The following is a 13,139-nucleotide window of genomic DNA, read 5'->3' as shown; positions in this document are numbered from 1 at the left end:
TTCCCGGCCGGGCGACATGCCGCGTCGGTGAACGGACATTGTGCCAGCTTGGCGGAAACGGCGTCCGGACGAGATGGTTTCCTGGTGCCGACGAAGGCTTCGGGAATGGCGCCCTTCCCGGGGTGGATGGGTGGGGAGCCCGTCGTTTTGCGTTGTCATGATGGAGGGCTGGGCTCGGCGGCAACGCGGCGAAGTCGAGCCGCGTTGCCGCCGTTTGTTGCGGGTCGGTTGTCGCGATCAGCCGTACTGGCGTTCCTCGCGCGCCTGGCGCTGATGCTTGTTGCTGACTTTCTGGCGATGTTTGCGCAACTGGTCGACCAGCTTGTCGAACAGTACGTCGATCGAGGCATACATGTCGGCCTCGGCGGCCTCCGCGTGCAAGGTGGCTCCGGTGGTGGTGAGGGTGCCTGAGGCACGCTGTTGCAGCTTGTCCACGGCCAGCACGACGGCCAGGCCGATCAGCTTCTCGTCGAGGCGGGTGAGACGGTCAATCTTGCCGCTGACGTGATCGCGCAAGGCCGGGGTGACTTCAATCTGCTGGCCGCTGAGTTGGAGTTGCATGGGTCGCCTCCTCTGGTGCAGTGCCGCGTTGCGCGGCGGGTGGACATGCCGCGTGGGGGCGGCATGTCTATGAATCACACTCATGTAGTGGGGACGTTTCGGGCGCGGGCAAGTTCCCCCGACAGGTTCCTGACGGTCAACTGGCGCGCTGGCGTTCGCTGGAACTGGGTATGCGCAAGCCCTCCCGGTATTTGGCCACGGTGCGGCGCGCGACCTGAATGCCGCGGCGTTGCAGTTCTTCGGCAATGGCCTGGTCGGACAGCGGTTTGCGGCTGTCCTCGGCGTCGATCAGCTTGCGCAGCATGGCCTGGATCGCGGTGGCCGAGGCGCTGCCGCCGTCTTCGGTGGATACGCCGCTGGAGAAGAAATATTTCAGCTCGAAGGTGCCACGCGGCGTGTGCATGTATTTGCGCGTGGTGACCCGTGAAATGGTCGATTCGTGCATGCCCACCTCTTCGGCCACCTCGCGCAGCACCAGCGGGCGCATGGCCTCCGGGCCGTAGTCGAGGAAGGCGCTTTGCTGGCGCACGATGGCGTTGGCCACTTTCATCAGTGTTTCGGCGCGCGACTCCAGGCTCTTGATCAGCCAGCGGGCCTCCTGCAACTGGCCGCGCATCCAGCTGGCGTCCTCGCCGCGGGCCTGTGCGATCAGGCCGCAGTAATGCTGGTTCAGGCCCAGTCGTGGCTGGGCGTCGGCGTTCAGGCTCACGCGCCAGTGGTTGCCGTCGCGCAGGGCGTAGACATCCGGCGCCACGTATTCCACCGGTGTGGTGTCCAGCGCCGCGCCGGGGCGCGGGTCCAGGCTGCGGATCAGCAATGCCGCACCGGCCACGTCTTCCTCGCTGGCGCGCAGATGGCGGGACAGCTTGGCGATGTCGTTGCGTGCCAGCAATTCGAGCTCGCCGTCGATCAGCCGCAACGCCAGGTCGCGGTGGGGTGTGTCCGGGTCGAACTGCTCCAGTTGCACCCGCAGGCAATCGCGCAGGTCGAGGCTGGCCACGCCCACGGGGTCGAAACCCTGCAGCAGGCGGCGCACCACCTCGATCTCCTCAACGCTGGCGTCGAGGCTGGCGGGCAGGGCCGCCAGTACGGCATCCAGCCCTTCGGCGAGGTAGCCGGCAGGGTTCAGCGCGTCGATCAGCACGGTGGCGATGGCGTGCTGGCGCGGGTTGAACGGGGACAGGTTGAGCTGCCACATCAGGTGTTGCTGGAGGGTTTCCGGCGCCGCGTTCTGCGGCTCGAAATCCTCATCCCCGCGCGAGCCGGGTGAGCTGCCGACGCTGCTGTTGCTGCTGCTGGAGAAGTCGATCGGCGATTCGGCCGTGCCGCCGGTGTCGGCCCAGTCGTCGGCGGGATCGTTTACATCGTGCTCGACGCTGGTCGACTCGGCGGTGCTTTCGGCGGCCGCGTAGTCGTCGTCGTCCTCTGCCGTTTCGTCCTCGGCCTCGTCGGCGAATTCCAGCAGCGGGTTGCCCTCGGCGATCTGTCGCAGCTCCGCTTCGAGTTCCAGCTGCGACAACTGCAGCAACCGGATCGCCTGCTGCAATTGCGGCGTGAGGGTCAGCTGCTGATGAAGGCGAAACTGTAATGCGGGTTTCATGCCAACTTGATCGAGTGAGCTCGCAACCATCCTAACCGGTCGCTGCCAAGGCGACCAGAGCGTGATGGTGGTGTTCGACCCGGTCGGCCGAACGCGTCCCTCAGAGCCGGAATTCGCGCCCCAGGTAAACCTCGCGCACCTTTTCGTCGGCCAGGATGTGCGCGGGTGTGCCGCGCGACAGCACCTCGCCGTCGTTCAGGATGTACGCGCGATCGCAGATGCCCAGGGTTTCGCGCACGTTGTGGTCGGTGATCAGCACGCCGATGCCACGCTCCTTGAGGTGGCGCACGATGCGCTGGATTTCACCGACCGAGATGGGATCGACGCCGGCGAACGGTTCGTCCAGCAGCATGTAGCGCGGCTTGGCCGCCAGCGCGCGGGCGATCTCCACGCGCCGCCGCTCGCCACCGGAAAGGCTGATGCCTTTCTGCCCGGCGATGTGGGCGATCTTCAACTCGTCGAGCAGGTTTTCCAGCTCGGTGCCGCGCTGGTTCGCATTCAGCCCGGTGCGCAATTCCAGCACCGCCATGATGTTGTCGGCCACGCTGAGCCGGCGGAACACCGAGGCTTCCTGTGGCAGGTAGCCGATGCCCAGCTTGGCCCGCGCATGCATGGGCAGGCCGGTGATGTCCTGCTTGTCCAGCTTGATGCTGCCGGCGTCGGCCTCGATCAGGCCCACCACCATGTAGAAACAGGTGGTCTTGCCGGCGCCGTTGGGACCCAGCAGGCCCACGACCTCGCCTTCACGGATGGAAAAACCGAAATCGCGCACGACCTTGCGCGCGCGGAAACTCTTCTGCAGACCTTCGGCGGACAGCATCGGTTACGGCGTTCCCGGCGTGGCGCTGCTTCGCGCCGAAGCGGGCGCGACCGTGCTCGCTGGCGCCGGTGCGGCTGCGGCGGGCTTGTCGGCGGGCGTGGTGGCGGCGCGGGCCTTGGGCTGGAAAGTCATGTGGACCATGCCGTCGCCATTGCTTTCGCCGGTCATCTGGCTGGTCTGCGTGTTGTAGGTGAGGGTGTCGCCGCGCGCTTCGCCGCGTCCCTTCTGCTTCACCACGGCATTGCCGGACAGCACGGCGTAATCCTTGGCGGCGTGGTAGTCGATGGTGGCCGCCTCGCCCTGCATCAGGTTGCCGTTGTCGTCGAGCTGTTCGAGGTGGGCGGGGTTGCCCGTGATGACAACGCGGTCGATCTGGCTTTCGCCATCGAAGTGGACCTTGGCTTCGGCGCCGGTGGCCTTGAGCGAGCCCTGGCGGATCACCACGCTGCCGGTCAGGGTGCTGACCGTGTTCGGCTTCTGGAAGCCGTCGAAATGCTTGGCGTCGACCTGCATCGGCTGGTCGCGGTCGCTCTGTTTGGCGAAGGCCGGCGACAGCGCAAGCAGCCCCAGCACGAGCCAGGCGGCGCTAGCGCTTGCGCGGCGGGAACGTGGCGTGGACGTCATCGAGCAGCTCCAGGTGTTTGTCGTTGAGGTTGGCACGCATGCCAAGACCGGTGATTCTAGTGCCCCCTTGCACCATCTGCGCCGCCGCGGCCGTCTGCATGCGGTTGTCCTTGGGCCAGGCGGTGATGTCGGCGGTGTGCAGCTCGGTGGCGGGGGTGTCGTCGTAGGCAGCCCGGTGCATGTAGACGGGGCCCTGCAATTTCAGCAGCGTGCCGCCCTTGTCGACCCAGCCGTACAGCGATTCGCCTTTCCAGTCCGGCACGCCGGGCTGGTTCGCGGGCAGGTCGAAGGTGGGCGAGTTGATGTACAGCGAATCGTCGCCTTCGCGTCGTTCGACGTGCGGCGCCACCAGGTGGAAAGCGGCCAGGCCTTCGGTGTTGTATTTCGTGACGTGGGCATCGGTGAGCGTGTAGCCGGAACGCGGCGGGCCCACGAAGTCGTTGGTTTTCGGCGGCGGACCCATCCACCACAGCAAGGTCTGGGCCAGCCCCGCGGCCAGCCCCAGCCCCACGATCGCCACCGGCAGGCGGCGGTCGCGCAGGTAGCGGCGGATGTTCACTGCCAGCGCTCCCGCTCCGCGTCGGCCTTGCCTTGCGCCAGCAGGATCAGGTCGCACACTTCGCGCACGGCGCCTTCGCCGCCACGCCGGCTGGTTTGCCAGTGCGCCTGCGCGGCCAGCCAGGGATGCGCGTTGGCCACGGCCACCGCCAGCCCAGCCATGCGCATCGGGGCCAGATCGGGCAGGTCGTCGCCCACGAAGGCGGCCTGCGCCGGCGTCAGGTTCAGCGCTTCGAGCAGTTCGCGCAGGCAGGCGCGCTTGTCGCCCTGGCCCTGGTAGACGTGGGCGATGTCCAGCTCCTCGGCGCGCAGCGCCACGGGGTGGCTGATCCGCGCGGTGATGATGGCCACCTGCACGCCGTTGGCCTGCAGCCGTTTCAGGCCCAGCCCGTCGTGCACGTGGAAGACCTTGGTTTCGCGCCCGTCCTCGCTGTAGTGCAGGTGGCCATCGGTCAGGGTGCCGTCCACGTCGAATACCGCCAGGCGGATGGCGGCGGCGCGGGCGAGCAGGTCGGCGGGGAGGTGGGCGAGATAGCTGTCGGTCATGCGTGGTGGGTGATTGGCGAGCGCGGTCGAAGGCTCCATCAAACCACGCGGGCACGCAGCAGGTCATGAATATTCAGCGCGCCAACCACGCGCTGGTCGGCGTCGACCACCAGCAGGGCGTGGATCTGGTGCTTTTCCATCAGCTGCGCCGCTTCGGCCGCCAGCTTGTCCGGGCCGATGGTCTTGGGCCCGCGTGTCATCAATTCGGTGACGGTGGCGCCGCGCAGGTCCACGCCCACGTCGTCCAGCGCGCGGCGCAGGTCACCGTCGGTGAACACGCCCAGCAGGCGGTCGTCGGCGTCCACCACGGCGGTCATGCCCAGGTGCTTGCGGGTCATCTCGACCAGCGCGGTGGTGAGGCCGACATCCGGCGCCACGCGCGGTACATCGTCGCCGGTGTGCATCACGTCGCTGATCCGCAGCAGCAGGCGGCGCCCCAGGCTGCCGGCCGGGTGCGAGCGGGCGAAATCGTCCGAGGTGAACCCGCGCGCTTCCAGCAAGGCGATGGCCAGCGCGTCGCCCAGCACCAGCGCTGCGGTGGTGCTGGTGGTGGGTGCCAGGCCCAGCGGGCAGGCTTCGCAGCTGATGCTGCCGTCCAGGTGCACGTCGGCCTGGCGCGCCAGCGAGGAGCCGGGTTTGCCGGTGATCGCGATCAGCGGTATCCCCTCGCGCTTGAGCGTGGGCAGGATGAACAGCACCTCGTCGGTTTCGCCGGAATAGGACAGCGCCAGCACGATGTCCTGCGGCATGATCATGCCCAGGTCGCCATGGCTGGCCTCGCCCGGATGCACATAGAACGATGGCGTGCCGGTGGAGGCCAGGGTGGCGGCGATCTTGCGCGCCACATGCCCGGATTTGCCCATGCCGGTGACCACCACGCGGCCGTGGCAGTTCAGGATCAGCCGGCACGCCTCCACGAAATCGGTGCCGATGCGCGGCTCCAGCGCGCCGATGGCCTCCGCCTCGGTCGCAATCACGGCCCGCGCATGGCGAATGATGGCGTCGGGCTGCAGCGCGACGGTGGCAGGCGGGGCGATGCGTGCGTTCATGGGAGCTCGAATAAGGGAGTCATCGTGGCGTATTGCCGGTCGGCCGGGCGACGAGACGGCTCATCGTCGTTTCTGCGACATGAAATTTCCACTATCATGGCCGATTCGCATTTTACAGTCATAAGCCGTTGGGCAGGGTCGAATTGCCCCGGTTATGTGCCATCAGTCGTGAAGTCCATGGATACTGACCGCATCAAATCGCTGATCGAAGCCGGGTTGCCGGGCGCGCGGGCCGAGGTCAGTGGCGCCGATGGCGTCCATTTCGAGGCCACCGTGCTTGCCGATCAATTCGCGGGCAAACTGCCGCTGGCCCGCCACCGGATGGTTTACGCCACACTGGGTGAGCTGATGGGTGGGGAAATTCACGCACTGGCCCTGACAACGCTGACGTCCGAGGAAGCGGCGCGCCGCTGAAGTCGCCGCGCTTCCGATACATTTTTTCGAAGGACAACGATGGCCAAGATCCTGATCAGCGGTGGCACGCCGCTCCACGGCGACGTGGGCATTTCCGGTGCGAAAAACGCCGTGCTGCCCATCCTCGCCGCCTGCCTGCTGGCCGACGAGCCGGTCAGCGTGGGCAACGTGCCGCACCTGCACGACGTCACCACCTTCATCGAGCTGCTCGGCCAGATGGGCGTGCAACTGGTGCTGGACGACCGCATGAAGATGCATGTCGACCCGCGCACCACCAATACCTGCGTGGCGCCGTACGACCTGGTGCGCACCATGCGCGCCTCGATCCTGGTGCTGGGCCCGCTGGTAGCGCGCTTCGGCCAGGCCGAGGTTTCCCTGCCCGGCGGCTGCGCCATCGGCTCGCGCCCGGTCGATCAGCACATCCGCGGCCTGCGCGCGCTGGGCGCGGACATCAGCGTGGAGAACGGCTACATCAAGGCGCGCGCCAAGCGGCTCAAGGGTGCGCGCATCCTGATGGACATGGTCACCGTCACCGGTACCGAGAACATCATGATGGCCGCCACCCTGGCGCAAGGCACCACGGTGATCGAGAACGCGGCGCAGGAGCCGGAAGTGGTCGATCTGGCGCATTGCCTGATCGCGATGGGCGCGCAGATCGAAGGCGTTGGTTCCTCCACGTTGGTGATCCACGGCGTGGAGCGCCTGCACGGCACCGACTACAACGTGCTGCCCGATCGCATCGAGACTGGCACCTTCCTGGTCGGTGCGGCGATCACCGGCGGCAAGGTGCGGACGCGGCACGCGCGCGCCAATACGCTGGACGCGGTGTTGGCCAAGCTGGAAGAGGCCGGCGCGCATATTTCCACCGGCGACGACTGGATCGAGCTGGACATGGGCGGGCGCCGGCCGAAGGCCGTCAACATCAGCACCGCGCCGTACCCCGCGTTTCCGACCGACATGCAGGCGCAATTCACCGCGCTCAATTGCGTGGCCGAAGGCACCGGCGTGATCACCGAGACGGTGTTCGAGAACCGCTTCATGCACGCGCACGAGCTGCAGCGGCTGGGTGCGGATATCCACCTGGAAGGCAACACCGCGGTGATCAAGGGCGTCGGCCAGATGAGCGGCGCACCGATCATGGCCACCGACCTGCGCGCCTCGGCCTGCCTGGTGCTGGCAGGCCTGGTGGCTCACGGCGACACCACGGTCGATCGCGTGTACCACATCGATCGCGGCTACGAGAACATCGAGGAAAAGCTCGGCACGCTGGGCGCGAAGATTCGGCGACTGCCCAACTGAGCCAACCACCCATGAAAAAGCCCGGCATGCCGGGCTTTTTTTGAGCGGCGCAACCCTCAGTCGGCGCGGTAGCTCAGCAATTCCATCTCCACGTTGCCGCCATCGTGTTGCGACAGCTTCACCGGCAACGGGTACCGGTCGGGCACGTACCATGCGCTGAAGCCGCGGTCCGCATCGGTGCGTTCGACCCGCTCGGCGTCGAAGCTGCCGGCCGGCACCTTGATGGTCTCCTTGCCGGTGACCTTGAAGTTCTGGGTTTCGACCTGCTGCTTGACGGCCACCGGCAACGCCAGGGTCTTGCCGCCATCACGCAGCGCCATGCCGATGGCCAGCGCCAGGGTGTTGCGCTCCACCATGCCGGGCGCGGCCGGGTAGGTATTCGCGCCCTTGCCCTCGTCCACGCTGACCTGCTTTTTCGCCCAGTCCACGCGCAGGTGGCGCTGCTTGCTCTTGATCGCGGACGTCAACTGGTAGTCGTAGCTGACCGCCTCCGGTACGGCGCCCTTCCAGCGGAAACGCGAGCTTTCCTCGAGATTGGCCGCCAGCAGCGCTGCCATGCCGCCACTGCCTTTGATGCTCTTGCTGTAGACCCATTCGCCGTCGCCGGCTGGACGCAGGGTGACCTTGGCGTCGCCCAGGGGCATGCCGCCCTGGGTGACGCGATAGGTGGCGGTAAAGGCCGTGGGCGTTTTGGCGGCAGCGGCCATGGCCGTGCTGCCGAACAGCAGCGCAACGCCAACGAGCGGAACGAACAGGGAGCGGATAATCATCGGCCGAGTCTGCCGCGACCGGGCTGAACCGCGCGTCAAGGCAGGTGCAGGCCGTGTTCGCCCAGCGCCAGCGGGGTGCGCAGCGGCTGGTTATCGAGTTGCGCGCCGTCGTCGCTCCAGCGCAGGCGGCGGCTGGCCATCAGGCTCAGCACGGTGGGCAGCAGGCGGTGCTCCAGTGGCAGCAGCCGCTGCGCCAGCGAGTCCTCGTCGTCGCCGGGGTGGACGGTGATGCGGGCCTGCGCGATCAGCGGGCCGCCATCGAGTTCGGCGGTGACGTAATGAACGCTGGCGCCGTGTTCGCGATCGCCGGCTTCCAGCGCGCGACGGTGCGTGTGCAGGCCGCGATATTTCGGCAGCAGCGAGGGGTGGATGTTGATCACGCGGCCGATCCATGGCGCCAGCGCTTCGCCATCCAGCACCCGCATGAAGCCGGCCAGCACCAATACTTCAGCGCCGCTGGCGGCGATGCGGGCCAGCAGGTCCCGGTCGAAGCTGCGCCGGTCCGGGTAGTTGCGCGGGCTCAGCGCCAGCGTGGCAATGCCCGCCGTTTCGGCCAGTTGCAAGGCATGCGCGCTGGCCTTGTCGCTACCCACCAGCACGAAATCCACCGGCAGTTCGCCGCGGTCGCGCGCGGCCAGCAAGGCAGCCAGGTTGCTGCCGCGACCGGAAGCGAGCACGGCGACCTTGAGCGGAGTCGCGCTCACCTGGCCTGCGTCAGTGGCGTCGGTGGAAGAAAGGGTGGCGATCAACGTGGGTACTCAGCCGATCCGCACGCGCTCGTCGCCCGAAGCGGTTACCACTTCGCCGATCACCGAGCTGGCCAGCCCATGCGTGGCCAGCAGCGCCGAGGCCGCGGCTACCGCGTCTGCCGGCAGGATCACCGTGAAACCGACGCCACAGTTGAACGTGCGCCACATTTCCTCGCGCGCCACGTTGCCCTCGCGCATCAGCCAGTCGAACACCGGCGGCAGCGCGATCGCGGCCGCGTCCAGCGCCAGGCCGAGGCCGTCGGGCACCACGCGGATGATGTTTTCCTTCAGGCCGCCGCCGGTGATGTGGGCCAGGCCGTGGACCGGAATTCGGGAGGCGCCGGCTTGCAGCAGGTCCAGCATCGGCTTGACGTAGATGGTGGTGGGCGCCATCAGTGCATCGGCCAGCCTCACGCCGCCGAGGTCGAGATCGAGCGGATTGCCGGCGCGCTGCAGGATCTTGCGGATCAGCGAATAGCCGTTGGAATGCGCGCCGGACGAGGCCACGCCCAGCACCACGTCGCCGGCCACGATGCCGGCGCCGCTGAGCATCTGCGATTTCTCCACCGCGCCCACGGTGAAACCGGCCAGGTCGTATTCGCCCGGCGGATACATGTCGGGCATTTCGGCCGTCTCGCCGCCGATCAGGGCGCAGCCGGCCAGTTCGCAGCCGCGGGCGATGCCGCCGACCACGGCTGCGGCGGTGTCCACGTCCAGCTTGCCGGTGGCGAAATAGTCGAGGAAGAACAGCGGTTCGGCGCCCTGCACCAGCACGTCGTTGACGCACATGCCGACCAGATCGATGCCGATGGTGTCGTGGCGGCCCAGGATCTGCGCCAGCTTCAGCTTGGTGCCCACGCCGTCGGTGCCCGACACCAGCACGGGCTCCTTGTAGCGGCCGGAAAGGTCGAACAGGCCGCCGAAGCCGCCCAGCCCGCCCATCACTTCGGGGCGCTGCGTACGCTTGACCAGTGGCTTGATGCGTTCGACCAGGGCATTGCCCGCGTCGATGTCGACGCCGGCGGCGCGGTAGGTGAGGGCGTCTGACATGGCGTAAACCGGCTGGATGAAACGCGCAAGTTTAGCAGTTATGTGGCGGCGGCTGGCCGCCGGCGGTGCGGACTTTTCCATATCGGGCGTGGCTGTCATGGACGCTGGCAGCGCGATTGGGCAGACTTCCCGCAGTTGTCCGCCAAGAATCCATGCTTATGCGCCTGTCCCGTCTGTCGATTGTCGCCCTGCTGCTGGCGTTTGTGGCGTGGTCGCCACTGCACGCGCAGATCTCGGGTTCGCCGTATTCGGTCACGGTACCGGTCAGCGACACCAGCAGCGCCCAGCGCGACGAGGCGTTCGCCACGGCGCTGGGCCAGGTGCTGGTACGCGTGGCGGGCGGGCAGGATCTGCGCAGCAAGGCCGGTTACGCCGACGCGCTGGGCAAGGCGCGCTCGCTGGTGCAGCAGTTCCAGTACGCCAGGGCGGACGGCGGCGGGCTTTCGCTGCAGGTGAATTTCGAACCCGGCGCGGTACGGCGGTTGATCGATACGCTGGGTGTCTCCCGCGCCGGCGTGAAACCGCCAGTGCTGTTGCTGGTGAAGGGCAGCGACGGCCAGTTGCTGTCGCAGGATGACCTGGGCAGCCTGGCCCAGGCGGTGACGGCCGGCGGCACCGGCGTGGTGTATCCCGCACCCGCCAGCACGCCGGACCTGGCGCGCGTGGCCGCGGCGGACCCGGCCGCGCTGGCGTCGATCAACCAGCAATATCACACCGGGCTGGTCCTGCTCGGCAGCCTGCGTGACGGCGGTGGTGACTGGGTGCTGGTTTCCGGCGGAAAAGCGCAGCGCTGGAGCAATCAGGGTGCTACCGAAGACGCCGTGCTCGCCGACGCCGGCCACGACGCGGTCGGCCGCGTGGGCCAGCAACTCAATGTGGTCAGTGCCACCGTCAGCACCAGCCGGCTGTGGGTGGATGGAGTGGGTTCGGCCATGGCGTATGCCAACCTGCTGTCGATGCTCAACGCCGACCCCACCGTGCGCAGCGTCACCACGCTGGGCGCGCAGGATGACGGCATCATGCTGGAAATCAGGGCGGCGCTGCCGGCGGCGGCACTGGCCACCAGCCTGGCCGCCGGCGGACGCCTGCTGCAGGACGCACCGCACGATGGCGCCGATGCCAGCCTGCGCTGGCTGCATTGATGTCCGTCGACGCCGGGAAACGCCTCGTGAACCAGGACACCTCGCACCGCTGGCAGATGCTGGCGATCACCGCGATCATCGGCTGGCTGATCTGGCTGCTGGCGCCGGTGCTGATGCCGTTCGCGGTGGCGGCCATGCTGGCCTACCTGGGTGACCCGCTGGCCGATCGGCTGGAGCGGCTTGGCCTGAAGCGCATGTGGGCCGCCACGGTGGTGTTCGTGGTGCTGCTGCTGGCGGTTTGTGGCGTGTTGCTGCTGCTGATTCCGCTGATCGCACGGCAGGTGGAAAACCTCATCGAGAACCTGCCGCGTTACGGCGACTGGGCGCAGAACATCGCCTGGCCGTGGCTGCGGGATCGATTGCATCTGGACCCGAACACTTTCGACAGCGACCGCCTGCTGGAGGCGATCAAGGCGCATATCGGTTCCATCGGCACCGTCACCGCGACCGTGCTGGGGCGGGTATCGCGCTCGGGCCTGGGTATCGCGATGTGGCTGACCAACCTGGTGCTGATCCCGGTGGTGGCGTTCTACCTGCTGCGCGACTGGGACCGGCTGGTGGCCACCATCGACCGCATGTTGCCGCGTTCTATCCAGCCCACCATCGCGCACCTGGCGCGCGAATCGGACGGCATCCTGGGTGCGTTCGTGCGCGGCCAGCTGCTGGTGATGCTGGCGCTGGGCGTGTTCTACGGCGCCGGGCTGGGCGTGGTCGGGCTCACCGTGGGGCCGTTGATCGGCATGGTCGCGGGCCTGCTCAGCTTCGTGCCTTACCTGGGTTTCATCATCGGTTTCGTGGCCGCGATCGTGGCCGTGCTGGTGCAATACGGCGACTGGATGCACGTGCTGCTGGTGTGCGGCGTGTTCGTGCTGGGCCAGTTGCTGGAAGGCTATGTGCTGGTGCCGAAACTGGTGGGCGACAAGATCGGCCTGCACCCGGTGGCGGTGATCTTCGCGGTGCTGGCCGGTGGCTACCTGTTCGGTTTCCTTGGCGTGCTGCTGGCGTTGCCGGCGGCGTCGGTCATCATGGTGCTGCTGCGTTACCTGCTCGAACGCTATCGCATGAGCGAGCTTTACAACGAGGTGGGGCCGGATGATCCGGTGGTCGCCGAGGTCGAGGTCAGCGTGCGCAGCGATGGCGACGTCGAATCGAACATCGCGACGCCACCGGACGACGGAACGACCCCATGATTCCGCAGTTGCCGCTGGCGCTGCGCTGGCCGCGGCGCCAGCGTTTCGAGCATTTCCATGCCGCCGCCAACGCGGCAGCGCTGGCCGCGGTGGAGGCGCTGGCGCACCAGCCCGGCGCACCATGGGTTTACCTGGGCGGCCCGACCGGCAGCGGCAAGAGCCACCTGTTGATCGCCGCCTGCCATGCCGCCAGCGCGCTCGGCCGCACGGTGCAATACCTGCCGCTGACCAGCCAGGTCGACCGCGCCGCCGCCCTGCGCGGTGTCGCCGGCAGCGAACTGCTGGCGCTGGATGGCCTGCAGGCCATCGCCGGCGATCGCGATGCCGAGCACGCCCTGTTCGACCTCTACAACCGTACCCGCGCCGAGGCTGGCGCCTTGCTGTTCGCCGCCGATGCCAGCGTGGCGCAATTGGCCTTGGGCCTGCCCGATTTGCGCTCGCGCCTGGGCGCCTGCACCCAGTTCACGCTGAAACCGCTGGACGACGCGGATCGCCGCGAGGTCCTGAAAAGCCAGGCCGTGCTGCGCGGTATCCAGCTGGACGACGCGGTGCTGGACTGGCTGTTCTCCCGTTACGCCCGCGACCTGGGCGCGCTGCTCGATCTGCTGGACAAGCTGGACCAGGCCTCACTGGCCGCGCAGCGACGCATCACCGTGCCGTTCCTGCGCGATTTCCTGCGTGACGCCACCGAACCGTAGGCGCAAATGCCGCCGGCGAATCCGCACAAAAAAGGCGCCTCGCGGCGCCTTCGATGTGTCGATGCACGC

The 13,139-nt window shown here is 67.6% G+C and carries 15 protein-coding genes; 5 read left to right on the top strand and 10 right to left on the bottom strand.

Annotated elements, in window-relative coordinates; translation table 11 throughout:
* Window positions 1-237: 237 nt before the first annotated feature.
* The 7 genes from hpf to UU9_RS14865 form a co-directional block, all read right to left on the bottom strand.
* Window positions 238-561 carry a ribosome hibernation-promoting factor, HPF/YfiA family gene (hpf, locus tag UU9_RS14895; RefSeq protein ID WP_007082599.1) on the bottom strand — a complete coding sequence of 108 codons (324 nt, stop codon included), beginning with the start codon at window positions 559-561 and terminating at the stop codon, window positions 238-240.
* Window positions 562-697: 136 nt separating this feature from the next.
* The gene (locus UU9_RS14890; protein ID WP_007082598.1) at window positions 698-2,161 is read right to left on the bottom strand and encodes an RNA polymerase factor sigma-54; all 1,464 of its coding nucleotides are present in this window, start codon (window positions 2,159-2,161) and stop codon (window positions 698-700) included.
* 100 nt (window positions 2,162-2,261) lie between these two features.
* Window positions 2,262-2,981 carry an LPS export ABC transporter ATP-binding protein gene (lptB, locus tag UU9_RS14885; protein WP_007082597.1) on the bottom strand — a complete coding sequence of 240 codons (720 nt, stop codon included), beginning with the start codon at window positions 2,979-2,981 and terminating at the stop codon, window positions 2,262-2,264.
* Window positions 2,982-2,984: 3 nt separating this feature from the next.
* On the bottom strand, window positions 2,985-3,605 hold the full coding sequence (gene lptA / locus UU9_RS14880) for a lipopolysaccharide transport periplasmic protein LptA (RefSeq protein ID WP_007082596.1): 621 nt from the start codon (window positions 3,603-3,605) through the stop codon (window positions 2,985-2,987).
* Window positions 3,568-4,164, bottom strand: coding sequence for an LPS export ABC transporter periplasmic protein LptC (gene lptC / locus UU9_RS14875; protein WP_007082595.1), 597 nt, complete (start codon window positions 4,162-4,164; stop codon window positions 3,568-3,570). The genes lptA and lptC overlap by 38 nt, the downstream gene beginning before the upstream one ends.
* Entirely contained in the window at window positions 4,161-4,709 is a 549-nt protein-coding gene (locus tag UU9_RS14870) for a KdsC family phosphatase (RefSeq protein ID WP_007082594.1), read from the bottom strand. Before UU9_RS14870 ends, lptC begins: the two co-directional genes overlap by 4 nt.
* 38 nt (window positions 4,710-4,747) lie before the next feature.
* On the bottom strand, window positions 4,748-5,758 hold the full coding sequence (locus UU9_RS14865) for a KpsF/GutQ family sugar-phosphate isomerase (RefSeq protein ID WP_007082593.1): 1,011 nt from the start codon (window positions 5,756-5,758) through the stop codon (window positions 4,748-4,750).
* Window positions 5,759-5,935: 177 nt separating this feature from the next.
* On the opposite strand from UU9_RS14865, the gene UU9_RS14860 reads away from it, so the two are divergent.
* Complete coding sequence (locus UU9_RS14860; protein ID WP_007082592.1) at window positions 5,936-6,172, top strand: BolA family protein; 237 nt, start codon at window positions 5,936-5,938, stop codon at window positions 6,170-6,172.
* Window positions 6,173-6,211: 39 nt separating this feature from the next.
* Entirely contained in the window at window positions 6,212-7,471 is a 1,260-nt protein-coding gene (gene murA / locus UU9_RS14855; protein WP_007082591.1) for a UDP-N-acetylglucosamine 1-carboxyvinyltransferase, read from the top strand.
* Window positions 7,472-7,527: 56 nt separating this feature from the next.
* On the opposite strand, the gene UU9_RS14850 is transcribed toward murA, so the two are convergent.
* Genes UU9_RS14850 through purM form a run of 3 tightly spaced genes read right to left on the bottom strand, consistent with a single transcriptional unit; the run spans window position 7,528 to window position 10,121 of the window.
* The gene (locus tag UU9_RS14850) at window positions 7,528-8,241 is read right to left on the bottom strand and encodes a DUF3108 domain-containing protein (protein ID WP_007082590.1); all 714 of its coding nucleotides are present in this window, start codon (window positions 8,239-8,241) and stop codon (window positions 7,528-7,530) included.
* A gap of 35 nt (window positions 8,242-8,276) precedes the next feature.
* Entirely contained in the window at window positions 8,277-8,945 is a 669-nt protein-coding gene (gene purN, locus UU9_RS14845; protein WP_040671149.1) for a phosphoribosylglycinamide formyltransferase, read from the bottom strand.
* Window positions 8,946-8,999: 54 nt separating this feature from the next.
* On the bottom strand, window positions 9,000-10,121 hold the full coding sequence (gene purM / locus UU9_RS14840; RefSeq protein WP_425476853.1) for a phosphoribosylformylglycinamidine cyclo-ligase: 1,122 nt from the start codon (window positions 10,119-10,121) through the stop codon (window positions 9,000-9,002).
* A 77-nt stretch (window positions 10,122-10,198) separates the two neighbouring features.
* Between purM and UU9_RS14835 the strand changes: the two genes are divergently transcribed.
* Genes UU9_RS14835 through hda form a run of 3 tightly spaced genes read left to right on the top strand, consistent with a single transcriptional unit; the run spans window position 10,199 to window position 13,070 of the window.
* The gene (locus UU9_RS14835) at window positions 10,199-11,182 is read left to right on the top strand and encodes a DUF2066 domain-containing protein (protein ID WP_007082587.1); all 984 of its coding nucleotides are present in this window, start codon (window positions 10,199-10,201) and stop codon (window positions 11,180-11,182) included.
* A complete protein-coding gene (locus UU9_RS14830; protein ID WP_007082586.1) occupies window positions 11,182-12,372 on the top strand; it encodes an AI-2E family transporter in 1,191 nt (396 codons plus the stop codon). The genes UU9_RS14835 and UU9_RS14830 overlap by 1 nt, the downstream gene beginning before the upstream one ends.
* Entirely contained in the window at window positions 12,369-13,070 is a 702-nt protein-coding gene (hda, locus tag UU9_RS14825; RefSeq protein ID WP_007082585.1) for a DnaA regulatory inactivator Hda, read from the top strand. Before UU9_RS14830 ends, hda begins: the two co-directional genes overlap by 4 nt.
* Window positions 13,071-13,139: the final 69 nt, after the last annotated feature.

This window comes from Rhodanobacter fulvus Jip2 (assembly GCF_000264315.1).
Lineage (GTDB): Bacteria > Pseudomonadota > Gammaproteobacteria > Xanthomonadales > Rhodanobacteraceae > Rhodanobacter > Rhodanobacter fulvus.
The sequence above is the reverse complement of the archived record's forward strand: the minus strand, read 5'-3'. Positions and strand labels throughout refer to the sequence as shown.

Coding starts and splice junctions, on each gene's coding strand:
- purM (WP_425476853.1), bottom strand. CDS start 10,121: ATGGAAAAGTCCGCACCGCCGGCGGCCAGCCGCCGCCACATAACTGCT.
- hda (WP_007082585.1), top strand. CDS start 12,369: ATGATTCCGCAGTTGCCGCTGGCGCTGCGCTGGCCGCGGCGCCAGCGT.
- UU9_RS14830 (WP_007082586.1), top strand. CDS start 11,182: ATGTCCGTCGACGCCGGGAAACGCCTCGTGAACCAGGACACCTCGCAC.
- lptB (WP_007082597.1), bottom strand. CDS start 2,981: ATGCTGTCCGCCGAAGGTCTGCAGAAGAGTTTCCGCGCGCGCAAGGTC.
- hpf (WP_007082599.1), bottom strand. CDS start 561: ATGCAACTCCAACTCAGCGGCCAGCAGATTGAAGTCACCCCGGCCTTG.
- UU9_RS14835 (WP_007082587.1), top strand. CDS start 10,199: ATGCGCCTGTCCCGTCTGTCGATTGTCGCCCTGCTGCTGGCGTTTGTG.
- UU9_RS14860 (WP_007082592.1), top strand. CDS start 5,936: ATGGATACTGACCGCATCAAATCGCTGATCGAAGCCGGGTTGCCGGGC.
- murA (WP_007082591.1), top strand. CDS start 6,212: ATGGCCAAGATCCTGATCAGCGGTGGCACGCCGCTCCACGGCGACGTG.
- UU9_RS14870 (WP_007082594.1), bottom strand. CDS start 4,709: ATGACCGACAGCTATCTCGCCCACCTCCCCGCCGACCTGCTCGCCCGC.
- UU9_RS14865 (WP_007082593.1), bottom strand. CDS start 5,758: ATGAACGCACGCATCGCCCCGCCTGCCACCGTCGCGCTGCAGCCCGAC.
- UU9_RS14850 (WP_007082590.1), bottom strand. CDS start 8,241: ATGATTATCCGCTCCCTGTTCGTTCCGCTCGTTGGCGTTGCGCTGCTG.
- lptA (WP_007082596.1), bottom strand. CDS start 3,605: ATGACGTCCACGCCACGTTCCCGCCGCGCAAGCGCTAGCGCCGCCTGG.
- UU9_RS14890 (WP_007082598.1), bottom strand. CDS start 2,161: ATGAAACCCGCATTACAGTTTCGCCTTCATCAGCAGCTGACCCTCACG.